The following is a 16,749-nucleotide window of genomic DNA, read 5'->3' as shown; positions in this document are numbered from 1 at the left end:
GCGCCATGGGGCGCCCCACCGCTCAGCTTTCGCCGCGCTTCGGTGCTGGTGGCGGCCGCGGAGCATGGGCGGAGCCGGCCACGCAGGTAAAAGGGGGAGACCGCGGAGCGGTCGGAGGACACGGAGTGGACGGCTCCGCCCATGGTCCGTGGCTCAGCCGAATCGATGCGAAAGGTATTTCATGAATCACACTGAGTGGCCCTTCTTCGAAGACCGCCACCGCGAACTGGCGGCGCGGCTGAATGACTGGTGCGGCGAGCACTTGGCGCATGTCGACCATGCGGACGTGGACGGCGCCTGCCGCACGCTGGTCAAGCAACTGGGCGATGGCGGCTGGCTCCATCACGCCGTCGGCGAACGCATCGACACCCGCGCCATCTGCCTGCTGCGCGAGACCCTCGCCCGCCACGACGGCCTGGCCGACTTCGCCTTCGCGATGCAGGGCCTGGGCTCCGGCGCCATCTCGCTGGACGGCACGCCCGCGCAGCGCGAGCGCTACCTGCCGCGCGTGGCCCGCGGCGAGGCGCTAGCCGCTTTTGCATTGACCGAGCCCGAGGCCGGCTCCGACGTGGCGGCGATGCAGTGCAGCGCCACCGTCGAAGGTGACGGTTATGTCCTGAACGGCGAGAAGACCTTCATCTCCAACGGCGGCATCGCCGACTTCTACGTGCTGTTCGCCCGCACCGGCGAAGCGCCCGGGAGCCGTGGCATCAGCGCCTTCATTGTCGACGCCGGCATGCCGGGCTTCGAGATCGCCGAGCGCATCGAGGTGATCGCGCCGCATCCGCTGGCCCGCCTGAAGTTCACGAACTGCCGCGTGCCGAAGAGCGCTTTGCTGGGCGCGCCCGGCCAGGGCTTCAAGCTGGCGATGCGTACGCTGGACATCTTCCGCACCTCGGTGGCCGCCGCCGCGCTGGGCTTCGCCCGCCGCGCGCTGGACGAGGGGCTGAAGCAGGCCAAGGGCCGCAAGATGTTCGGCGGCACGCTGGCCGACATGCCGCTGACGCAAGCCAAGCTGGCCGACATGGCCTGCACCGTGGACGGCGCGGCGCTGCTGGTCTATCGCGCAGCCTGGCAGCGCGACCAGGGCAGGAACGTGACCCGCGAGGCGGCCATGGCCAAGCTGATGGCCACGGAGGGCGCGCAGCAGGTCATCGATGCGGCCGTGCAGATGCATGGCGGCCGCGGTGTTCGCAGCGGTGAAGTGGTCGAGTCGCTCTACCGCGAGATCCGCGCGCTGCGCATCTACGAAGGCGCCAGCGAAGTGCAGCAACTGATCATCGGGAAAGACCTTCTGAGATGAGCAAATCAGCCCATATCGACACCTTTGCCAACGACCACCTGCCGCCACGCGAGCAGTGGCCGGAACTGGTCTTCGATCTCCCGGAACTGCAGTTCGCCGAGCGGATCAATTGCGCCCACGATCTGCTGGACCAGTGGGTCGCCGCCGGCCACGGCAATCGGCCCTGCGTGATCGCCGGAGGCTCCGGCGAGGTCTGGACCTACGCCCAGCTGCAAGCCGAAGCCAACCGCATCGCCCACGTGCTGGTGGACGACCTGGGTGTGCAGCCCGGCAACCGCGTGCTGCTGCGCGGCGCCAACACGCCGCAGATGGCGGCCTGCTGGTTCGCCATCATCAAGGCCGGCGCGATTGCGGTCGGCACGATGCCGCTGCTGCGCGCCAAGGAGCTGACGCAGGTGGTTCAAAAAGCGCGCGTCACTCATGCGCTGTGCGACGAGCGCCTGGCCGAGGAACTGGACAAGGCGCGCGAGCAGTGCCCGACGCTGCGCAGTGTCGTCCACTACCGCAGCACGGCGGCGGACGGGCTGGAATCGCTGTCGGAGAGAAAGTCCGCGCACTTCGCCAACGTGGATACCGCCGCCGAGGACTGCTGCATCATCGCCTTCACCTCGGGCACGACCGGCCAGCCCAAGGGCACGATGCACAACCACCGCGACGTGCTGGCCGCCTGCCGCTGCTGGCCGGTGCACTGCCTGCGTGCCACGGCCGACGATGTGTTCATCGGCAGCCCGCCGCTGGCCTTCACCTTCGGCCTGGGCGGCCTGCTGCTGTTCCCGCTGAGCGTGGGCGCCTCGACCGTGCTGCTGGAGCAGGCGGCGCCCGAGGTGCTGCTGCCGGCGATTGCGAAGTACCGCGCCAGCGTCTGCTTCACCGCGCCCACCTCCTACCGGGCGATGGCGGCGAAGGCGGGCGAGCATGACCTGTCGAGCCTGCGCAAGTGCGTCAGCGCCGGCGAGGCGCTGCCCGCGGCCACGCGCAAGCTTTGGAAGGAGGCGACCGGCATCGAGATGATCGACGGCATCGGCTCCACCGAGATGCTGCACATCTTCATCTCGCACGACGAATCGAACGCCCGCCCCGGCGCCACCGGCAAGGCGGTGCCCGGCTACCAGGCCTGCGTCCTCGATGACGAGGGCCAGGTCTTGCCTGTAGGCAAGGTCGGCCGCCTGGCCGTCAAGGGCCCGACCGGCTGCCGCTATCTCGACGACGAGCGCCAGCGCAACTACGTCAGCGGCGGCTGGAACCTGACCGGCGACGCCTACCTGCTCGACGCGGACGGCTACTTCGTCTACCAGGCCCGCACCGACGACATGATCATCTCCGGCGGCTACAACATCGCCGGGCCGGAGGTGGAGTCGGCCCTGCTGACGCACCCGGCCGTGGCCGAGTGCGGCGTGATCGGCGTGGCCGACGAGGAGCGCGGCCAGATCGTCAAGGCCTTCGTCGTGCTGCGCGAGGGCCGGGTGGCCGGGCCGGAGATGGCCAAGGCGTTGCAGGACTACGTGAAGGCCATGATCGCGCCCTACAAGTACCCGCGGGCGATCGAGTTCCGGCCCAGCCTGCCGCGCACCGAGACCGGTAAGCTCCAGCGTTTCCGTCTGCGCCAGGAGGCCCCGCAGTGAAGATTGCATTCCAACGCGAACAGCGCGTGCGCTTCGGCCACTGCGACCCCGCCGGCATCGTCTACTACCCGCGCTATTTCGAGATGCTGCACGAGGTGATGGAGGACTGGTTCAACCTCGGCCTGAAGGTCGACTACGCCACGCTGCTCGGCCCGCGCCGCACCGGCATGCCGACCATCCAGCTGAAGACCGACTTCAAGCGCATCAGTCGCATGGGCGACGTGCTGGCGCAGCGGATCGAGATACAAAAGCTGGGCCGCACCTCGCTGGTCCTGAAGGTCGAGTTCCATGGGGACGACGGCCTGCGCGCCGCCTTCGAGCAGGTGCTGGTCTGCACCTCGCTGGAGACCCACCAGCCCATCCCTTTCCCCGACGACCTCCGTGCAGCCTTGGAGTTATGCACCCATGAATGACGACAAGCAGATCCTGCAGCCTGAAGGCTGGGCCATGCCGCGCGGCTACGCCAATGGCGTGGCCGCCACGGGCCGGCAGGTCTTCGTCGCCGGCCAGATCGGCTGGAACGCGCAGTGCGAGTTCGAGAGCGATGATTTCGTCGCCCAGGTTCGCCAGGCGCTGGCCAACATCAAGGCCGTGCTGGCCGAGGCCGGCGCCGCGCCCGAGCACATCGTGCGGATGACCTGGTATCTGCTGGACAAGCGCGAGTACGTCCAGCGCGGCCGCGAGGTCGGCGCCGCCTACCGCGAGGTGCTGGGGCGAGAATTCGGCATCGCCATGACGGCGGTGCAGGTGGCCGGCCTGATCGAGGATCGGGCCAAGGTCGAGATCGAGGTCACGGCCGTCGTGCCCCATTGAGTAGAGAGACATCATGAGCAAACCGCAATTCCACTGGGACGACCCGCTGCTGCTGGACCAGCAACTGACCGAGGACGAGCGCGCCGTCCGCGACGCCGCCCGCGCCTACTGCCAGGACAAGCTGCGCCCCCGCGTCACCGAGGCCTTCCGGCACGAGAAGACCGATGCGGCCATCTTCCGCGAGATGGGCGAGCTGGGCCTGCTCGGCGCCACCATCCCCGAGGAATACGGCGGCGCCGGCCTCAACTACGTCTGCTACGGCCTGATCGCCCGCGAGGTCGAGCGGGTGGACTCGGGCTACCGCTCGATGATGAGCGTGCAGTCCTCGCTCGTGATGGTGCCGATCAACGAGTTCGGCAACGAGCAGACCAAGCGCAAGTACCTGCCCAGGCTGGCCAGCGGCGAGTGGATCGGCTGCTTCGGCCTGACCGAGCCGAACCACGGCTCCGATCCCGCCTCGATGGTCACCCGCGCCCGCAAGGTCGACGGCGGCTATTCGATCAGCGGCTCCAAGATGTGGATCACCAACTCGCCCATCGCCGACGTGTTCGTCGTCTGGGCCAAGGACGACGGCGGGCAGATCCGCGGCTTCGTGCTGGAGAAGGGCTGGAAGGGCCTCAGCGCCCCGGCCATCCACGGCAAGGTGGGCCTGCGTGCGTCGATCACTGGCGAGATCGTGCTGGACGAGGTCTTCTGCCCCGAGGAGAACGCCTTCCCCGAGGTGCGCGGCCTGAAGGGTCCGTTCACCTGCCTCAACAGCGCCCGCTACGGCATCGCCTGGGGCGCCCTGGGCGCCGCCGAGGACTGCTGGCACACCGCGCGCCAGTACACGCTGGACCGCAAGCAGTTCGGCAAGCCGCTGGCGGCCAACCAGCTGGTGCAGAAGAAGCTGGCCGACATGCAGACCGAGATCACGCTGGGCCTGCAGGGCTGCCTGCGGCTGGGCCGGATGAAGGACGACGGGACGGCTTCGGTCGAGATCACCTCGATCATGAAGCGCAACTCCTGCGGCAAGGCGCTGGACATCGCCCGCGTGGCGCGCGACATGCTGGGCGGCAACGGCATCAGCGACGAGTTCGGCGTGGCCCGCCATCTGGTGAACCTGGAAGTCGTGAATACCTACGAAGGCACCCACGACATCCACGCACTGATCCTCGGCCGCGCGATCACCGGGATCGCCGCGTTCTGAGCGTTCAGAGAGCCGGCCAGCGGGCCGGGTCGAGATCGAGGCGGGTGTACCAGTCCGAGGGCAGGGTGCCGGCCCAGACCAGGTTGTGATGGGGGGTGAGGCGGCGCTTGGCGAAGGTCATGCGCATGTCGGCCAGGGCCAGCAGGTCGTCGCCGTTCCAGCTGCCCTCGGCCGGGCTGACGGCGACGCCGATCGTGGCGGTCAGCCGCGGCGAGGCGTCGAAGCCGGAGAGGCCTTGCTCGATCGCTGTTCGAAGGCGCTCGGCCATTGCCTGTGCGGCAGCCAGCGTGGTGTCGGGCAGGACGGCGAAGAACTCGTCGCTGCCCAGATGGGCCAGCGCGGTGCCGGCCGGCAGCGTGCGGCCGGTCACCGCGGCCAGTTCCTCCAGCACCTCGGCGGCGCGCGGCTCGCCGACCTCGTCGTGGAAGGGCTTGAAGTGGTCCAGGTCCAGCGTCAGCACCGCCAGCGGCTTGCGCGCCGCCGCGGCCTGTTGCGCCGCCTGCTGAAGCCTTTGCATGCCGTCCTGGCGGGCCAGAGTGCCGGTCGGGGTGGTCGTCGTGAGGCTGGTCATCGGAGCTCCTGTGTCTGGCCGGGGTCGGCCCATCCTATGCGAATTGCAGAGGGCTGCGATGCTGCAGAGCAGCAATGCAGGCGCGGGGGGTGACGAGCGGCATGGCTGCCTGATTGGGACTAGCATCGGCATGCGCGCGTGTGTATGCCGCGCGGATTGCCCGTTAGGAGTTCGACATGAGAGCCCGCCGTTCGATCCCGCTGCTGGTGCTGGCTTCGCTACTCGGCGCCTGCGCCTTGACACCACCGGCCACGCCGGTGCCCACCGACATGTTCCAGGACGCGCTCTTCGCGCCGGCGACCCAGCACATCTCGGCCACCGAGGTATTCGAGCTGAGCCCGGCGATGCACGAATTCATCAGGAAGGACCTGGCGCGGCAGAACTTCCACAAGGATCCGCGCCAGGCGCTGGTGGATGCGCTGAACAGCAGCAAGTCGCTGCGCCTGGAGTACGACTCGGGCACCACGCGCACCGCGTCGGAGGCCTTCGCGGCCCGATCGGGCAACTGCATGTCGCTGGTGCTGATGACCGCGGCCTTCGCCAAGGAGATGGGCCTGAACGTCCATTACCGCAACGTCTATGTGGAGCCCACCTGGAGCCGCAGCGACGAGTTCCTGTTCCTGTCCGGCCACGTGAACCTGACGCTGGGCGAGGACCCGAAGGCGGTGCAGGGCAAGAACCTGATGGCCGACGGCATGACGATCGACTTCCTGCCCAGCGAGCTGATCCGCAACCAGCGGGCGATGGAGATCGGCGAGTCGACCATCGTGGCGATGTACATGAACAACCGCGCCGCCGAGAACCTCAACGACGGCCGGCTCGACGAGGCCTACGCCTGGGTCCGGGAGGCGCTGCGCCAGGATCCCAAGTACCTGAGCGGATACAACACGCTGGGCGTGATCTACCGGCGGCACGGCAACACGCAGGCGGCCGAGCGGGCGCTGCGCTATGTGATGGACAACGAACCGGCCAACACGCAAGCCATGTCCAACCTGATCCTGGTGCTGAAGGACCAGCACCGCGGCCAGGAAGCCGTGCAGTTGCAGGCCAAGCTGGACAACCTCCAGCCTTATCCACCGTTCCGATACTTCGATCTGGGCATCGCCGCGATGAAGGCGGGCGACTACGCCAACGCGCGCGACTACTTCAGCAAGGAAGTCGACCGCTCGGCCTATTACCACGAGTTCCACTTCTGGCTGGCGCTGGCGAACTACGGCCTCGGCGACGTCAAGCAGGCGCGCAAGCAAATCGCGCTGGCGCTGGAGAACAGCACGACGACCCGGGACCGCGACCTCTACACCGCCAAGCTGGAGTGGCTGAACGCGCAGAAGCGCAACACCAGCGGCACCTTCATCCACTGAGTCCGCTGAGTGGGGGCAAGCCGTGCCGCGCCCGGGCGCGCGCGCAGGCCTCGTCGCCGAAGCCCATCGGCGCCCGCAGGCCGAACTCCCGGCAGGGCGCCGGCCGCCACTCGTAGATGCCGCAGCCGGCCTTGACGCCCACCGTGCCGGTCAGCGCGGCGCAGCGCGGCTGCGCATGGTCGGTGCCGCGCATGCGGGCCAGCGTGCCGGTGAGTTCGACCGTGAGGCCGTCCGGCACGCAGCCGCCCTCGGATTGCAGTTCCTCGCGGGCGAAGTCGACGCGGAAGCTGGCGCAGCAGGCGCCGCAGGCGGTGCAGGGATTGGTGGACATGGCGCAAGTCTAAGATGTGGTGCATGAAGACATTGATCACCTCCTTCGCGCTGGCGCTGGCCACGCTCGCCGCCCACGCCCAGGTCACCGTCGACAAGCCCTGGGTCCGCGCCACGGTCGCGCAGCAGAAGGCCACCGGCGCCTTCTTCACGCTGCGTTCCACCGAGGACGCGAAGCTGCTCAGCGTCAGCTCGCCCGCCGCCGGCATGGTGCAGATCCACGAGATGGCGATGCAGGGCGACGTGATGAAGATGCGCGAGCTGGAAACGGGCCTGCCGCTGCCCGCAGGCAAGACCGTCGAGCTCAAGCCCGGCGGCTATCACGTGATGATGATGGACCTGAAAGCGCCCATCAAGGCGGGCGATGCGGTGCCGCTGACGCTGGTCTTCGAGGGCAAGGGCGGCAAGCGTCAGACGGTCGAGGTGAAGGCCGAGGCGCGCGCCCTGGGCAAGTAAGTAACGGCTTACGTGGACGGGGTCTCGCGCACGACCGTGACCGTGCAGCCGACCTCGTTCAACACCTGCGAGGACACGCTGCCCAGGTAGCGCTGCAGCGTCGAGGTGGCGCGGGCGCCCAGCACGATGTGGTCGATGCCGTTCTTGTTGGCGAACTCGACGATCGCGTCGCCGGTGTCCGGGGCCTCCAGCACGTGGAAGGTCAGCCGGCCGTCCTCCAGCTTCAGCTCGCGGCTGATCGGCCGCGCCCAGTGCTGCAGGCCGATAAGCTGCTTCACATGCAGGCTGCGGCCTTCCTTGTCGGTCAGCTCGTCGATGCCGAGCCGCGCGGTGCGCATCACGCTGACGCAGGCCAGCCGGGCGCCGGGCTCGGTCTGCACGATGCGGCGCACGATCTCGCGCAGTTGCCCCAGCAATTCGGGCGTGGTGTCTTCCAGGTCGACGGCGGCCATCACGATGGGGCTGCGCGTGGTCGACTGGGCGGTGGGCTCCGTGCGCGGAGCCGGCTCGCTGCCCAGGGCGAAGAACCAGCGCTTGAGCCGCACCAGCGCGCCGCTGCGGGCCAGCTTGTCGGCGCGGCGCGTGAGCTGCACGCCCAGCGGCTGGCGCAGGTCCAGCGCCAGCTGCGCGGCGCTCTGGTAGCGGCGCTCGGGCTTGACCTCCAGGCAGTGCAGGATGATCTCCTGCAGCCAGGGCGGGATGTCCGGGTTGATGGCCCGCGGCGGCACCGGCTCCACATAGAGCCGCCGGCGCAGGCCGCGCACCGAAGTCGGCTGGCCGAAGGGCCGCTCGCCGGTGGCCAGGTGGTAGAGCATCACGCCCAGGGCGAACAGGTCGCTGCGCGGGTCGTTGCGCACGAACTGCACCTGCTCCGGCGACATGTAGGGGCCGGTGCCCATCGGCAGCGAGAACTCCTCTTCCAGCAGGTCGGGGAGATGGTCGTGCCGCGAGAGGCCGAAGTCCACCATCACGATCGTGCCGTCGGGCCGGAACATGATGTTGCTGGGCTTCACGTCCAGGTGCACCACATGCTGGCGGTGCAGCGCATGCAGGGCCAGCGCCACGCGGGCGCCGAGGTCGCACAGCTCGTCCAGCGGCAGCGGCGCCTCGTCCAGGCGCGGGCGCAGGGTGGGGCCGTCGATGCGCTCCATCACCACATAGGCCTGGCGGGTCCAGTCGCCACGGGCGACGAAGCGCGGCACGTGCGGGCCGGTCAGCGCCGGCATCAGCATCTGCTCGACCTCGAAGCCGACGATGGTGGCCGGGTCCTCCCCGCCCTTGATGCGCGGCACCTTCATGATCAGCGGGAAGTCCTCGCCGGGCGGCTTGTCGCCCAGGCGGGTCACGGCCCAGAGGTGGGCCATGCCGCCCTGGTGGAGGCGTGCGTCGAGCTGGAAGCCGTCCAGCACCATGCCCGGCTCCAGCGTGGCCATCGGGGGCAGTTCGAGGACGCTGGCGGGGGCGGTGTCCGTCGACATAAGTCGTTATCTACTGGCCGACCAGCAGGCGATCGGCCAGGCGCTCCGGCAGGCCGGCGGCGCGGATGCCGGCGGCGGCGGCCTCGGCGTCGTAGGGCACGCGCTCGAAGCTGAGCTCCTGGCTGCGCGGGTCGAACAGGGCGTAGCAGGCGGCCGGGTTGCCGTCGCGCGGCTGGCCGCAGGAGCCGGGGATCACCAGCCACTGGCGGTGGCTCAGCAGCGGGATCGGCACGCCGGGCACCGGCTTGAAGTCGCCCGCCTTGCCGGTGCCGGACAGGTGGTAGAGCATCGGCTCGTGCATGTGGCCGCAGAAGGTGTAGCGGGCGGTGGTGGCGTGCAGGCTGCGCATCGCCTCGATGCGGCCGGTGATGTAGCCCCAGTCCTTGGGCGCCCAGGCATTGGCGTGGACGAACAGGCAGTCGCCGCGCTGGGCGCTCATCGGCAGGCTGGCGAGGAACTCGAGCTGCGAGCGCGAGAGGTGCGCGTGGGTCCAGCGCTGGGCCTGGCGGGCGTCTTCGTGCATGACATCCGAGTCGCCGGCCAGCGCGGCCTCGTCGTGGTTGCCCATGATGACGACGGCGCCCTGGGCCTGGTAGGCGGCCACGGTGTCCACCACCCAGGCAGGGTCGGAGCCATAGCCGACCAGGTCGCCCAGGAAGGCGTATTCGCGGGCGCCGTTCGCGCGCGCATGTTCGAGTACCGCTTCCAGTGCCTGGCGGTTCGCATGCACGTCGGTGATCAGGGCCATCTTGCTCATGGCCGAGAGGATAACCGTGGCGTGACGATCAGCCGATCCGGCCCAGCAGCAGGTACTCCATCAGGGCCTTCTGCACGTGCATCCTGTTCTCGGCCTCATCCCAGACGACCGACTGCGGGCCGTCGATCACATCGGCGGACACTTCCTCGCCCCGATGCGCCGGCAGGCAGTGCATGAACAGCGCATCCGGCTTGGCCACGGCCATCATCTCCGCATCGACGCACCAGTCCGCGAAGGCCGTACGGCGCGCCTCGTTCTCGGCCTCGTAGCCCATGCTGGTCCAGACGTCGGTGGTGACCAAGTCCGCGCCGCGGCAGGCGTCCATCGGGTCCTTGAAGACCTTGTAGCAGGCGCTGTCCTTGATGCCGGCCACGGCGGCGTCGATCTCGTAGCCGCTGGGCGTGCTGACGTGGACCGTGAAGCCGAGGATCTCGGCCGCCTGCAGCCAGGTGTTGGCCATATTGTTGCCGTCGCCCACCCAGGCCACCACGCGGCCCTTGAGCCCGTCCATGTCGATCGCACCGCGGCGGTCCATGCAGCGGTTCTCGATGAAGGTGAACAGGTCGGCCAGGATCTGGCAGGGGTGGTACTCGTTGGTCAGGCCGTTGATGACCGGCACGCGCGAGTGCGCGGCGAAGCGCTCGATCTTGGTCTGCTCGTAGGTGCGGATCATCACGATGTCGACCATGCGCGAGATCACGCGGGCGCTGTCCTCCACCGGCTCGGCGCGGCCGAGCTGGCTGTCGCCGGTGGTCAGGTGAACGACCGAGCCGCCCATCTGGTACATGCCCGCCTCGAAGCTCACGCGGGTGCGCGTGCTGGCCTTCTCGAAGATCATCGCCAGCGTGCGGTCCTGCAGCGGCTGGTACTTCTCGTAGTTCTTGAAGCGGCGCTTGATCGCCGAGGCGCGCTCGAACAGGTGCGTGTATTCCTCGGCCCGGAAGTCCTTGAACTGCAGGTAGTGGCGCATCAGAGAGTTCCCCGGCTTCATGGCTTGGGCGTCGAGGCCAGGAAGCTCTTGATCAGCGGCACGAGGATGTCCACCAGATGCTTGGCCTCATCGCTGTTCATGATCAACGCGGGCAGCAGGCGCACGACGCTGTCGGCCGTCACGCTGATCAGCAGGCCGGCCTCCAGCGCCTGGCCCAGCAGCGCGCCGCAGGGGCGGTCCAGCGCCACGCCCAGCATCAGGCCCTGGCCGCGCACCTCGACGAAGCCGGGCGTGGCCGAGAGGCCGGCGACCAGGCCGTCGGCGATCTGCTTGCCGATGGCCGCGGCGTTGGCCAGCAGGCCGTCGTCCGTCATGATCGACAGCGTCTCGACGCCGGCGCGCATCGCCAGCGGGTTGCCGCCGAAGGTGGTGCCGTGGTTGCCGGGGCCGAAGATCTTCGCGGCGCGCGGGCCGGCCACGACCGCGCCGATCGGCACGCCCGAGCCCAGGCCCTTGGCCAGCGGCATCACGTCCGGCTGAATACCGGCCCACTGGTGCGCGAACCACTTGCCGGTGCGGCCGATGCCGCACTGCACCTCGTCGAGCATCAGCAGCAGGTCGTTCGCGTCGCAGATGCGGCGCAGGCCCTGCAGGAACTCGATGCGGGCCGGGTTGATGCCGCCTTCGCCCTGGATGGTCTCCAGGAAGATCGCGGTGACGTTCGGATGCGCCTTGACGGCAGCCTCGACGGCGGCGAGATCGTTCAGCGGCACGCGCACGAAGCCCGGCACCAGCGGGCCGAAGCCGGCCTGGATCTTCGGGTTGGCGGTGGCCGACAGCGTGGCGATCGAGCGGCCATGGAAGGCGCCTTCGAACACGATCACTTCCGGCGCGACGATGCCCTTGTCATGGCCGAACTTGCGGGCCAGCTTCAGCGCGGCCTCGTTGGCCTCCAGGCCCGAGTTGCAGAAGAAGACATTGGCCAGGCCGGAGATCTCCACCAGGCGCGCGGCCAGCTTCTCCTGCAGCGGCACCTGGTAGTAGTTGCTGGTGTGGATCAGCTTGGCGACCTGGTCCTGCAGCGCCGGCACCAGGCGCGGGTGGGCGTGGCCGACGGTGTTGACCGCGATGCCCGACAGGCCGTCCAGCAATCGTCGTCCGTTCGTGTCCCAGACCCAGCAGCCCTGGCCGTGCGACAGGGCGACGGGCAGGCGGCCGTAGGTTTGCATCACGTGCGGATCGGACGGGAGGACAGCGTTCATCGGAGCCTTCTTGAAATCGAGGGTTGATTAAAAAACGCGGCATCGAAAGGACGATCCGCGCGCGACGATTCTACGGGCGCGCATGACAGCATGGTGATTTCCGGCCCGCGTGCTGCGGCGCAACACAAGCAAGGCACAATAGCGCCCGTCGCGTCCGACCGGACCGGGCCGACGCCGTGCCGATCCATGAGTTCCTCCTCACCTCCAGCCAAACCTCGCGAAGTCTTCATCCAGGGCCTGACCCGGGACGGGCGCACCTTCAGGCCCAGCGACTGGTCGGAGCGGCTGGCCGGCGTGATGTCCTGCTTCCGCCCCGGTGGCGCCCCGATGGGGCCGGGCGGCCATATCGGCTACTCGCCGCTGTGCGTGCCGCGGGTGATCAACGGGGTCAAGTGCGTCATCGTCAACGAGGCGCTGCGCGAACTGGAGCCGATGGCCTGGGACTTCGTGATGAACTTCGCCCGGGACAACAACCTGCAGGTGGCGGACGCCTGCCTGCTTCCCGACAAACCCGACGCGGGCAGTCAGCGCGAGTAACGCCTTACTCCGACGTGGTCCAGCGCCCGTCGCGCAGCAGCTGGTGCGGCCGGTAGTCGGCCTTGTAGGCCATCTTCGGGCTCTCGGCGATCCAGTAGCCCAGGTACAGGTGGGGCAGCTTCAGCTCGCGGGTCTGCTCGATCTGCCACAGCACGTTGTAGACGCCGTAGCTCTGGCCCGCCTCGGGCTCGTAGAAGGTGTAGACGGCCGAGAGGCCGTCGCTGAGGATGTCCAGGATCGAGACCATCTTCAGCACGCCGGCGGCGTCGCGGAATTCGACCAGCCGCGAGTTGATCCGGCTCTGCAGCAGGAACTGGGTGTACTGGTCCACGCTGTCCTGGTCCATGCCGCCGCCGGAGTGGCGCCCGGCCTGGTAGCGCAGGTAGAGCTCGTAGTGTTCCTGGCTGAAGCCCAGGCGCATCACCCGCGCATGCAGGCCTTCGTGGCGCTTCAGCGCGCGGCGCTGGCTGCGCGAGGGCTTGAACTCGTTCACTGGCACCCGCATCGGCACGCAGGCCTTGCAGCTGTCGCAATACGGGCGATAGGTGAACAGCCCGCTGCGGCGGAAGCCCGCGGCCACCAGGTTCGAGTAGGCGTCCGCATGGATCAGGTGGCTCGGCGTGGCCACCTGCGAGCGGGCCTGGCGCTGCGGCAGGTAGCTGCAGGGATAGGCGGCAGTCGCGTAGAACTGCAGCTCGGCCAGCGGGAGGTCTTTCGGGTAGGTCACGTCCGTTCAGGCGGCAGGTGAGAGCAGGTGGGACCAGAGGTTTCGATGATAGGACCAATCGTCCGGCGCCGCCTGCGTCACCGAGGCGCGCAGGTGGGCTTCGAAGGCCCGGCGCGAGACTTCTGCCGCACCCAGCGAGGCCAGGTGCCGGGTGTTCTGCTGGCAGTCGATCCAGGCGATGCCGTGCTCGCGGCACAGGCAGACCAGCGCCGCCAGCGCGATCTTCGACGCATCGGTGCGGCGCATGAACATCGACTCGCCGAAGAACATGCGGCCGAGGTTGATGCCGTAGAGGCCGCCGGCGAGCTCGCCGTTCACCCAGGTCTCGATGCTGTGCACCGCGCCGTCGCGCTGCTGCCAGGCCAGGTAGGCGGCCTGCATCTCGGGCAGGATCCAGGTGCCGTTCTGGCCCTCGCGCGGGGCGTTGGCGCAGGCGGCCAGCACCTCGGGCGTGGCGCTGTCCACGCGGATCTCGCAGCCGGGCGTCTCGATGAAATGCTTCAGCGTCTTGCGCAGCGAGCGCGAGAGCTTGAAATCCTTCGTCTGCAGCACCATGCGCGGCTCCGGCGACCACCACAGCGGCGGCTGGCCGGCGCCGTACCAGGGGAAGATGCCGCGCGAGTAGGCGGCCTGCAGCCGTTCCGGGGTCAGGTCGCCGCCGGCGGCGAGCAGGCCGGGCGCGTCGGTGTCGGGGCCGAGCGCGCGGGAGGTCGGGGGGAAGTCGAGAGAAGCCTCGTCGAGCCAGTCGATCATCGAGCCATGGTAGCGTGCGACCCCATGACAATTCTCTACGGCATTCCCAATTGCGACACGGTCAAGCGTGCGCGCGCCTGGCTCGCGGAGCAGGGCGTTTCCTATGAATTTCATGACTACAAGAAGGCCGGCGTTCCGGCCGATCATCTGCACCGCTGGTTTTCGCAGTTGGGCTGGGAAAAGGTCGTGAACCGCTCGGGCACCGCCTGGCGCAAGCTGGATGACGAAACGAAGGCTGGCGTCGTCGACGCGGCCAGCGCCGAGCCCGTGCTAACCGCGAATCCGAGCGTCATCAAGCGCCCCATCGTCGAATGGGCCGACGGCTCGCTGACCGTCGGCTTCGCCCCCGAAGCCTGGGAAGGGAAACACTGACCATGTTCACCGGCATCGTCCAAGGCGTGGCGAAGGTCGCCACCATCACCGACCGCCCCGGCCTGCGCAGCTTCACGCTCGACTTCCCGCCCGGCTTCTGCGCGGGCCTGGAGATCGGCGCCAGCGTCTCCTGCGACGGCGTCTGCCTGACCGTCACGCGGCTCACCAGCGACACGCAGGCCGACTTCGACGTGATGCAGCAGAGCCTGAACCTCACGACCCTGGGCGCGCTGGCCGAAGGCAGTCCGATCAACGTCGAGCGGGCCGCGAAGGACGGCGCCGAGATCGGCGGCCACCCGCTGTCCGGCCACATCGATTTCAAGGCGACCGTGGCGGCGATCCGCCAGCCCGAGAACAATCACGTGCTGCGCATCGCCGTGCCGCAGCCCTGGATGCGCTACATCTTCGCCAAGGGCTATATCGCGATCAACGGCGCCAGCCTGACCGTGGCCGAGGCCGACCGCAAGGCCGGCTGGTTCGAGGTCTGGCTGATCCCCGAGACGCTGCGCATGACCACCTTCGGCGACAAGGGCGTCGGCGCCGAGCTGAACATCGAGATCGAGCGCTCCACCCAGGTCTTCGTGGACACGGTGCGCGACGCGATCGACGAGCGCCTCGGGCCGCTGCTGCCCGCGCTGGAGAAGCTGCTGGCCGCGCAGGGCGGTTCGGTGGACGAACTGGCCCGGCCCGTCCAGATACCTCGTTAGTTCAGCGGAAGGGTCAGCAGAAAGGTCAGCGGCACTCGCTGTTGATCGTTTCCTGCACGCGCCGCTGCTCCACGGCGCGGGCCTCGTCGTCCATGATGACCCGCTCGCCCTTGTCGTTGAGCTGGTTCAGGCGCCTGCCGTCCTGCAGCAGTCGCATATTGTCCTGGGCGCGGGCGCAGTTCTCGCGGCGGATCTGGGCGTTCTTGCGCTCCTGTTCCGCGAGCTTCTGCTTGTCGGCCAGTTCCTGCTGCTTCTGCTTCGCCGCCTGGTCCTGCTCGGCCTTGCTGGGGCCGCTGGCGGCTACGGGCGGCGGGGCGCTGGGCGCGGTGCCCGGCGGCGGGATGACCTGCACCTGAAGCTTCTGGCCCGGCGGGCGCTGGAGGATGTCCTTCTCGGGGACGCCGGAGGGCGGCGGCAGGTCGCTGTACTGCACCTTGCCGGCGGCGTCGCGCCACTTCCATTGGGCTTGCGCCTGTGCGCTGAGGCACAGCGTTAGCACGACGAGGGCCACACGGGCCAAGGGCGGGAACTTGAGCATCCGCAAAGTCTACCGGGGCCCTGGGTAAGCAGGGGTAATGCCGCACTCCGTATAATGCCGCTTTGCGACTGGAGCTTCCCTCATGCGCCTTTTAGGAAAAGCGCTCACCTTCGACGACGTTCTGTTGGTGCCAGCGTTCTCCCAGGTGTTGCCTCGCGACACCAGCCTCGCCACCCGGCTTTCCCGCAACATCCACCTGAACCTGCCCCTGGTTTCCGCCGCCATGGACACGGTGACGGAAGCGCGCCTGGCGATCGCCATCGCGCAGGAGGGCGGCATCGGCATCGTCCACAAGAACCTGACCGCGCAACAGCAGGCCGCCGAAGTGGCCCGTGTCAAGCGCTACGAGTCCGGCGTGCTGCGCGACCCGATCACGATCACGGCCGACACCACGGTGCGCCAGGTCAAGGCGCTGTCCGAGCAGCACGGCATCTCCGGCTTCCCGGTGCTCAATGGCAAGCGCGTCGTCGGCATCGTCACCGGCCGCGACCTGCGCTTCGAGACCAAGATGGACGCCCCGGTCAGCGAGATCATGACCCCGGCCGAGCGCCTGATCACCGTCAAGGAAGGCGCCACGCTGGCCGAAGGCAAGGCGCTGATGCACAAGCACAAGCTGGAGCGCGTGCTGGTCGTCAACGACGCCTTCGAGCTGCGCGGCCTGATGACCGTCAAGGACATCACCAAGCAGACCAACTTCCCCAATGCCGCCCGTGACGCCCACGGCAAGCTGCGCGTCGGCGCCGCCGTCGGCGTGGGCGAGGGCACCGAGGAGCGCGTGGAACTGCTGGTCAAGGCCGGCGTGGACGCGATCGTCGTCGACACCGCCCACGGCCACAGCGCCGGCGTGATCGAGCGCGTGCGCTGGGTCAAGCGCAACTATCCGCAGGTCGATGTCATCGGCGGCAACATCGCCACCGGCGCGGCCGCGCTGGCGCTGGTCGAGGCGGGCGCGGACGGCGTCAAGGTCGGCATCGGCCCGGGCTCGATCTGCACCACCCGCATCGTCGCCGGCGACGAAGTCGATGGCCGCGATCTGCGGCAC

The 16,749-nt window shown here is 68.7% G+C and carries 20 protein-coding genes; 11 read left to right on the top strand and 9 right to left on the bottom strand.

Going from position 1 to position 16,749, the window contains the following annotated elements; translation table 11 throughout:
* Positions 1–181 precede the first annotated feature (181 nt).
* From B0W88_RS21110 to B0W88_RS21090, 5 genes are read left to right on the top strand one after another with little or no spacing between them, the layout of a single operon-like run.
* On the top strand, positions 182–1,303 hold the full coding sequence (locus B0W88_RS21110) for an acyl-CoA dehydrogenase family protein (protein ID WP_077036604.1): 1,122 nt from the start codon (positions 182–184) through the stop codon (positions 1,301–1,303).
* Positions 1,300–2,925 carry an AMP-binding protein gene (locus tag B0W88_RS21105; protein WP_077036603.1) on the top strand — a complete coding sequence of 542 codons (1,626 nt, stop codon included), beginning with the start codon at positions 1,300–1,302 and terminating at the stop codon, positions 2,923–2,925. The genes B0W88_RS21110 and B0W88_RS21105 overlap by 4 nt, the downstream gene beginning before the upstream one ends.
* A complete protein-coding gene (locus B0W88_RS21100; protein WP_077036602.1) occupies positions 2,922–3,338 on the top strand; it encodes a thioesterase family protein in 417 nt (138 codons plus the stop codon). The genes B0W88_RS21105 and B0W88_RS21100 overlap by 4 nt, the downstream gene beginning before the upstream one ends.
* Positions 3,331–3,738 carry a RidA family protein gene (locus B0W88_RS21095; RefSeq protein ID WP_077036601.1) on the top strand — a complete coding sequence of 136 codons (408 nt, stop codon included), beginning with the start codon at positions 3,331–3,333 and terminating at the stop codon, positions 3,736–3,738. Before B0W88_RS21100 ends, B0W88_RS21095 begins: the two co-directional genes overlap by 8 nt.
* A gap of 13 nt (positions 3,739–3,751) precedes the next feature.
* A complete protein-coding gene (locus B0W88_RS21090; RefSeq protein ID WP_077036600.1) occupies positions 3,752–4,927 on the top strand; it encodes an acyl-CoA dehydrogenase in 1,176 nt (391 codons plus the stop codon).
* A 4-nt stretch (positions 4,928–4,931) separates the two neighbouring features.
* On the opposite strand, the gene B0W88_RS21085 is transcribed toward B0W88_RS21090, so the two are convergent.
* Positions 4,932–5,498 (bottom strand): GGDEF domain-containing protein, encoded by a 567-nt coding sequence (locus tag B0W88_RS21085; protein ID WP_077036599.1) that lies wholly within the window; start codon positions 5,496–5,498, stop codon positions 4,932–4,934.
* A 176-nt stretch (positions 5,499–5,674) separates the two neighbouring features.
* Between B0W88_RS21085 and B0W88_RS21080 the strand changes: the two genes are divergently transcribed.
* Positions 5,675–6,859: a tetratricopeptide repeat protein gene (locus B0W88_RS21080; RefSeq protein ID WP_077036598.1), complete on the top strand. Its 1,185-nt coding sequence runs from the start codon at positions 5,675–5,677 to the stop codon at positions 6,857–6,859.
* Here the strand turns inward: B0W88_RS21080 and B0W88_RS21075 are convergent.
* A complete protein-coding gene (locus B0W88_RS21075) occupies positions 6,849–7,190 on the bottom strand; it encodes a YkgJ family cysteine cluster protein (protein ID WP_077036597.1) in 342 nt (113 codons plus the stop codon). The two genes, B0W88_RS21080 and B0W88_RS21075, sit on opposite strands and share 11 nt — an antisense overlap.
* 23 nt (positions 7,191–7,213) lie before the next feature.
* Here B0W88_RS21075 and B0W88_RS21070 point away from each other — a divergent pair, with 23 nt between their 5' ends.
* Entirely contained in the window at positions 7,214–7,645 is a 432-nt protein-coding gene (locus B0W88_RS21070; protein ID WP_077036596.1) for a copper chaperone PCu(A)C, read from the top strand.
* An 8-nt stretch (positions 7,646–7,653) separates the two neighbouring features.
* Here B0W88_RS21070 and B0W88_RS21065 read toward each other — a convergent pair whose 3' ends face one another.
* The 4 genes from B0W88_RS21065 to B0W88_RS21050 are packed head-to-tail and all read right to left on the bottom strand — an operon-like array spanning position 7,654 to position 12,073.
* The gene (locus B0W88_RS21065; RefSeq protein ID WP_083748947.1) at positions 7,654–9,123 is read right to left on the bottom strand and encodes a bifunctional serine/threonine-protein kinase/universal stress protein; all 1,470 of its coding nucleotides are present in this window, start codon (positions 9,121–9,123) and stop codon (positions 7,654–7,656) included.
* Positions 9,124–9,133: 10 nt separating this feature from the next.
* The gene (locus B0W88_RS21060) at positions 9,134–9,880 is read right to left on the bottom strand and encodes a metallophosphoesterase (protein ID WP_077036595.1); all 747 of its coding nucleotides are present in this window, start codon (positions 9,878–9,880) and stop codon (positions 9,134–9,136) included.
* A 28-nt stretch (positions 9,881–9,908) separates the two neighbouring features.
* Positions 9,909–10,871, bottom strand: a complete 963-nt coding sequence (argF, locus tag B0W88_RS21055; RefSeq protein WP_077036594.1) for an ornithine carbamoyltransferase — start codon at positions 10,869–10,871, stop codon at positions 9,909–9,911.
* Positions 10,868–12,073: an aspartate aminotransferase family protein gene (locus B0W88_RS21050; protein ID WP_077036593.1), complete on the bottom strand. Its 1,206-nt coding sequence runs from the start codon at positions 12,071–12,073 to the stop codon at positions 10,868–10,870. The genes argF and B0W88_RS21050 overlap by 4 nt, the downstream gene beginning before the upstream one ends.
* Before the next feature lie 186 nt (positions 12,074–12,259).
* On the opposite strand from B0W88_RS21050, the gene B0W88_RS21045 reads away from it, so the two are divergent.
* Positions 12,260–12,610, top strand: coding sequence for a DUF3579 domain-containing protein (locus B0W88_RS21045; protein WP_077036592.1), 351 nt, complete (start codon positions 12,260–12,262; stop codon positions 12,608–12,610).
* 4 nt (positions 12,611–12,614) lie between these two features.
* On the opposite strand, the gene B0W88_RS21040 is transcribed toward B0W88_RS21045, so the two are convergent.
* Both B0W88_RS21040 and aat read right to left on the bottom strand, forming a co-directional pair.
* Entirely contained in the window at positions 12,615–13,337 is a 723-nt protein-coding gene (locus B0W88_RS21040) for an arginyltransferase (RefSeq protein WP_077036591.1), read from the bottom strand.
* 6 nt (positions 13,338–13,343) lie between these two features.
* Positions 13,344–14,090, bottom strand: a complete 747-nt coding sequence (aat, locus tag B0W88_RS21035) for a leucyl/phenylalanyl-tRNA--protein transferase (protein ID WP_077036590.1) — start codon at positions 14,088–14,090, stop codon at positions 13,344–13,346.
* A gap of 24 nt (positions 14,091–14,114) precedes the next feature.
* Between aat and B0W88_RS21030 the strand changes: the two genes are divergently transcribed.
* Complete coding sequence (locus B0W88_RS21030; protein WP_233151793.1) at positions 14,115–14,462, top strand: ArsC family reductase; 348 nt, start codon at positions 14,115–14,117, stop codon at positions 14,460–14,462.
* A 2-nt stretch (positions 14,463–14,464) separates the two neighbouring features.
* Positions 14,465–15,169, top strand: coding sequence for a riboflavin synthase subunit alpha (locus B0W88_RS21025; RefSeq protein ID WP_077036588.1), 705 nt, complete (start codon positions 14,465–14,467; stop codon positions 15,167–15,169).
* A gap of 25 nt (positions 15,170–15,194) precedes the next feature.
* On the opposite strand, the gene B0W88_RS21020 is transcribed toward B0W88_RS21025, so the two are convergent.
* Entirely contained in the window at positions 15,195–15,707 is a 513-nt protein-coding gene (locus B0W88_RS21020) for a DUF4124 domain-containing protein (RefSeq protein WP_083748946.1), read from the bottom strand.
* An 82-nt stretch (positions 15,708–15,789) separates the two neighbouring features.
* Here B0W88_RS21020 and B0W88_RS21015 point away from each other — a divergent pair.
* Positions 15,790–16,749 (top strand): IMP dehydrogenase (locus B0W88_RS21015; protein ID WP_144006871.1); only part of this gene is annotated, 960 nt, incomplete at its 3' end.

The organism is Pelomonas sp. KK5 (assembly GCF_001984095.1).
Classification (GTDB): Bacteria; Pseudomonadota; Gammaproteobacteria; order Burkholderiales; family Burkholderiaceae_C; genus KK5.
This window is presented reverse-complemented; position numbering and strand designations above follow the sequence as displayed.

Coding starts and splice junctions, on each gene's coding strand:
- B0W88_RS21110 (WP_077036604.1), top strand. CDS start 182: ATGAATCACACTGAGTGGCCCTTCTTCGAAGACCGCCACCGCGAACTG.
- B0W88_RS21105 (WP_077036603.1), top strand. CDS start 1,300: ATGAGCAAATCAGCCCATATCGACACCTTTGCCAACGACCACCTGCCG.
- B0W88_RS21095 (WP_077036601.1), top strand. CDS start 3,331: ATGAATGACGACAAGCAGATCCTGCAGCCTGAAGGCTGGGCCATGCCG.
- B0W88_RS21090 (WP_077036600.1), top strand. CDS start 3,752: ATGAGCAAACCGCAATTCCACTGGGACGACCCGCTGCTGCTGGACCAG.
- B0W88_RS21085 (WP_077036599.1), bottom strand. CDS start 5,498: ATGACCAGCCTCACGACGACCACCCCGACCGGCACTCTGGCCCGCCAG.
- B0W88_RS21080 (WP_077036598.1), top strand. CDS start 5,675: ATGAGAGCCCGCCGTTCGATCCCGCTGCTGGTGCTGGCTTCGCTACTC.
- B0W88_RS21075 (WP_077036597.1), bottom strand. CDS start 7,190: ATGTCCACCAATCCCTGCACCGCCTGCGGCGCCTGCTGCGCCAGCTTC.
- B0W88_RS21070 (WP_077036596.1), top strand. CDS start 7,214: ATGAAGACATTGATCACCTCCTTCGCGCTGGCGCTGGCCACGCTCGCC.
- B0W88_RS21065 (WP_083748947.1), bottom strand. CDS start 9,123: ATGTCGACGGACACCGCCCCCGCCAGCGTCCTCGAACTGCCCCCGATG.
- B0W88_RS21060 (WP_077036595.1), bottom strand. CDS start 9,880: ATGAGCAAGATGGCCCTGATCACCGACGTGCATGCGAACCGCCAGGCA.
- argF (WP_077036594.1), bottom strand. CDS start 10,871: ATGAAGCCGGGGAACTCTCTGATGCGCCACTACCTGCAGTTCAAGGAC.
- B0W88_RS21050 (WP_077036593.1), bottom strand. CDS start 12,073: ATGAACGCTGTCCTCCCGTCCGATCCGCACGTGATGCAAACCTACGGC.
- B0W88_RS21045 (WP_077036592.1), top strand. CDS start 12,260: ATGAGTTCCTCCTCACCTCCAGCCAAACCTCGCGAAGTCTTCATCCAG.
- aat (WP_077036590.1), bottom strand. CDS start 14,090: ATGATCGACTGGCTCGACGAGGCTTCTCTCGACTTCCCCCCGACCTCC.
- B0W88_RS21030 (WP_233151793.1), top strand. CDS start 14,115: ATGACAATTCTCTACGGCATTCCCAATTGCGACACGGTCAAGCGTGCG.
- B0W88_RS21025 (WP_077036588.1), top strand. CDS start 14,465: ATGTTCACCGGCATCGTCCAAGGCGTGGCGAAGGTCGCCACCATCACC.
- B0W88_RS21020 (WP_083748946.1), bottom strand. CDS start 15,707: ATGCTCAAGTTCCCGCCCTTGGCCCGTGTGGCCCTCGTCGTGCTAACG.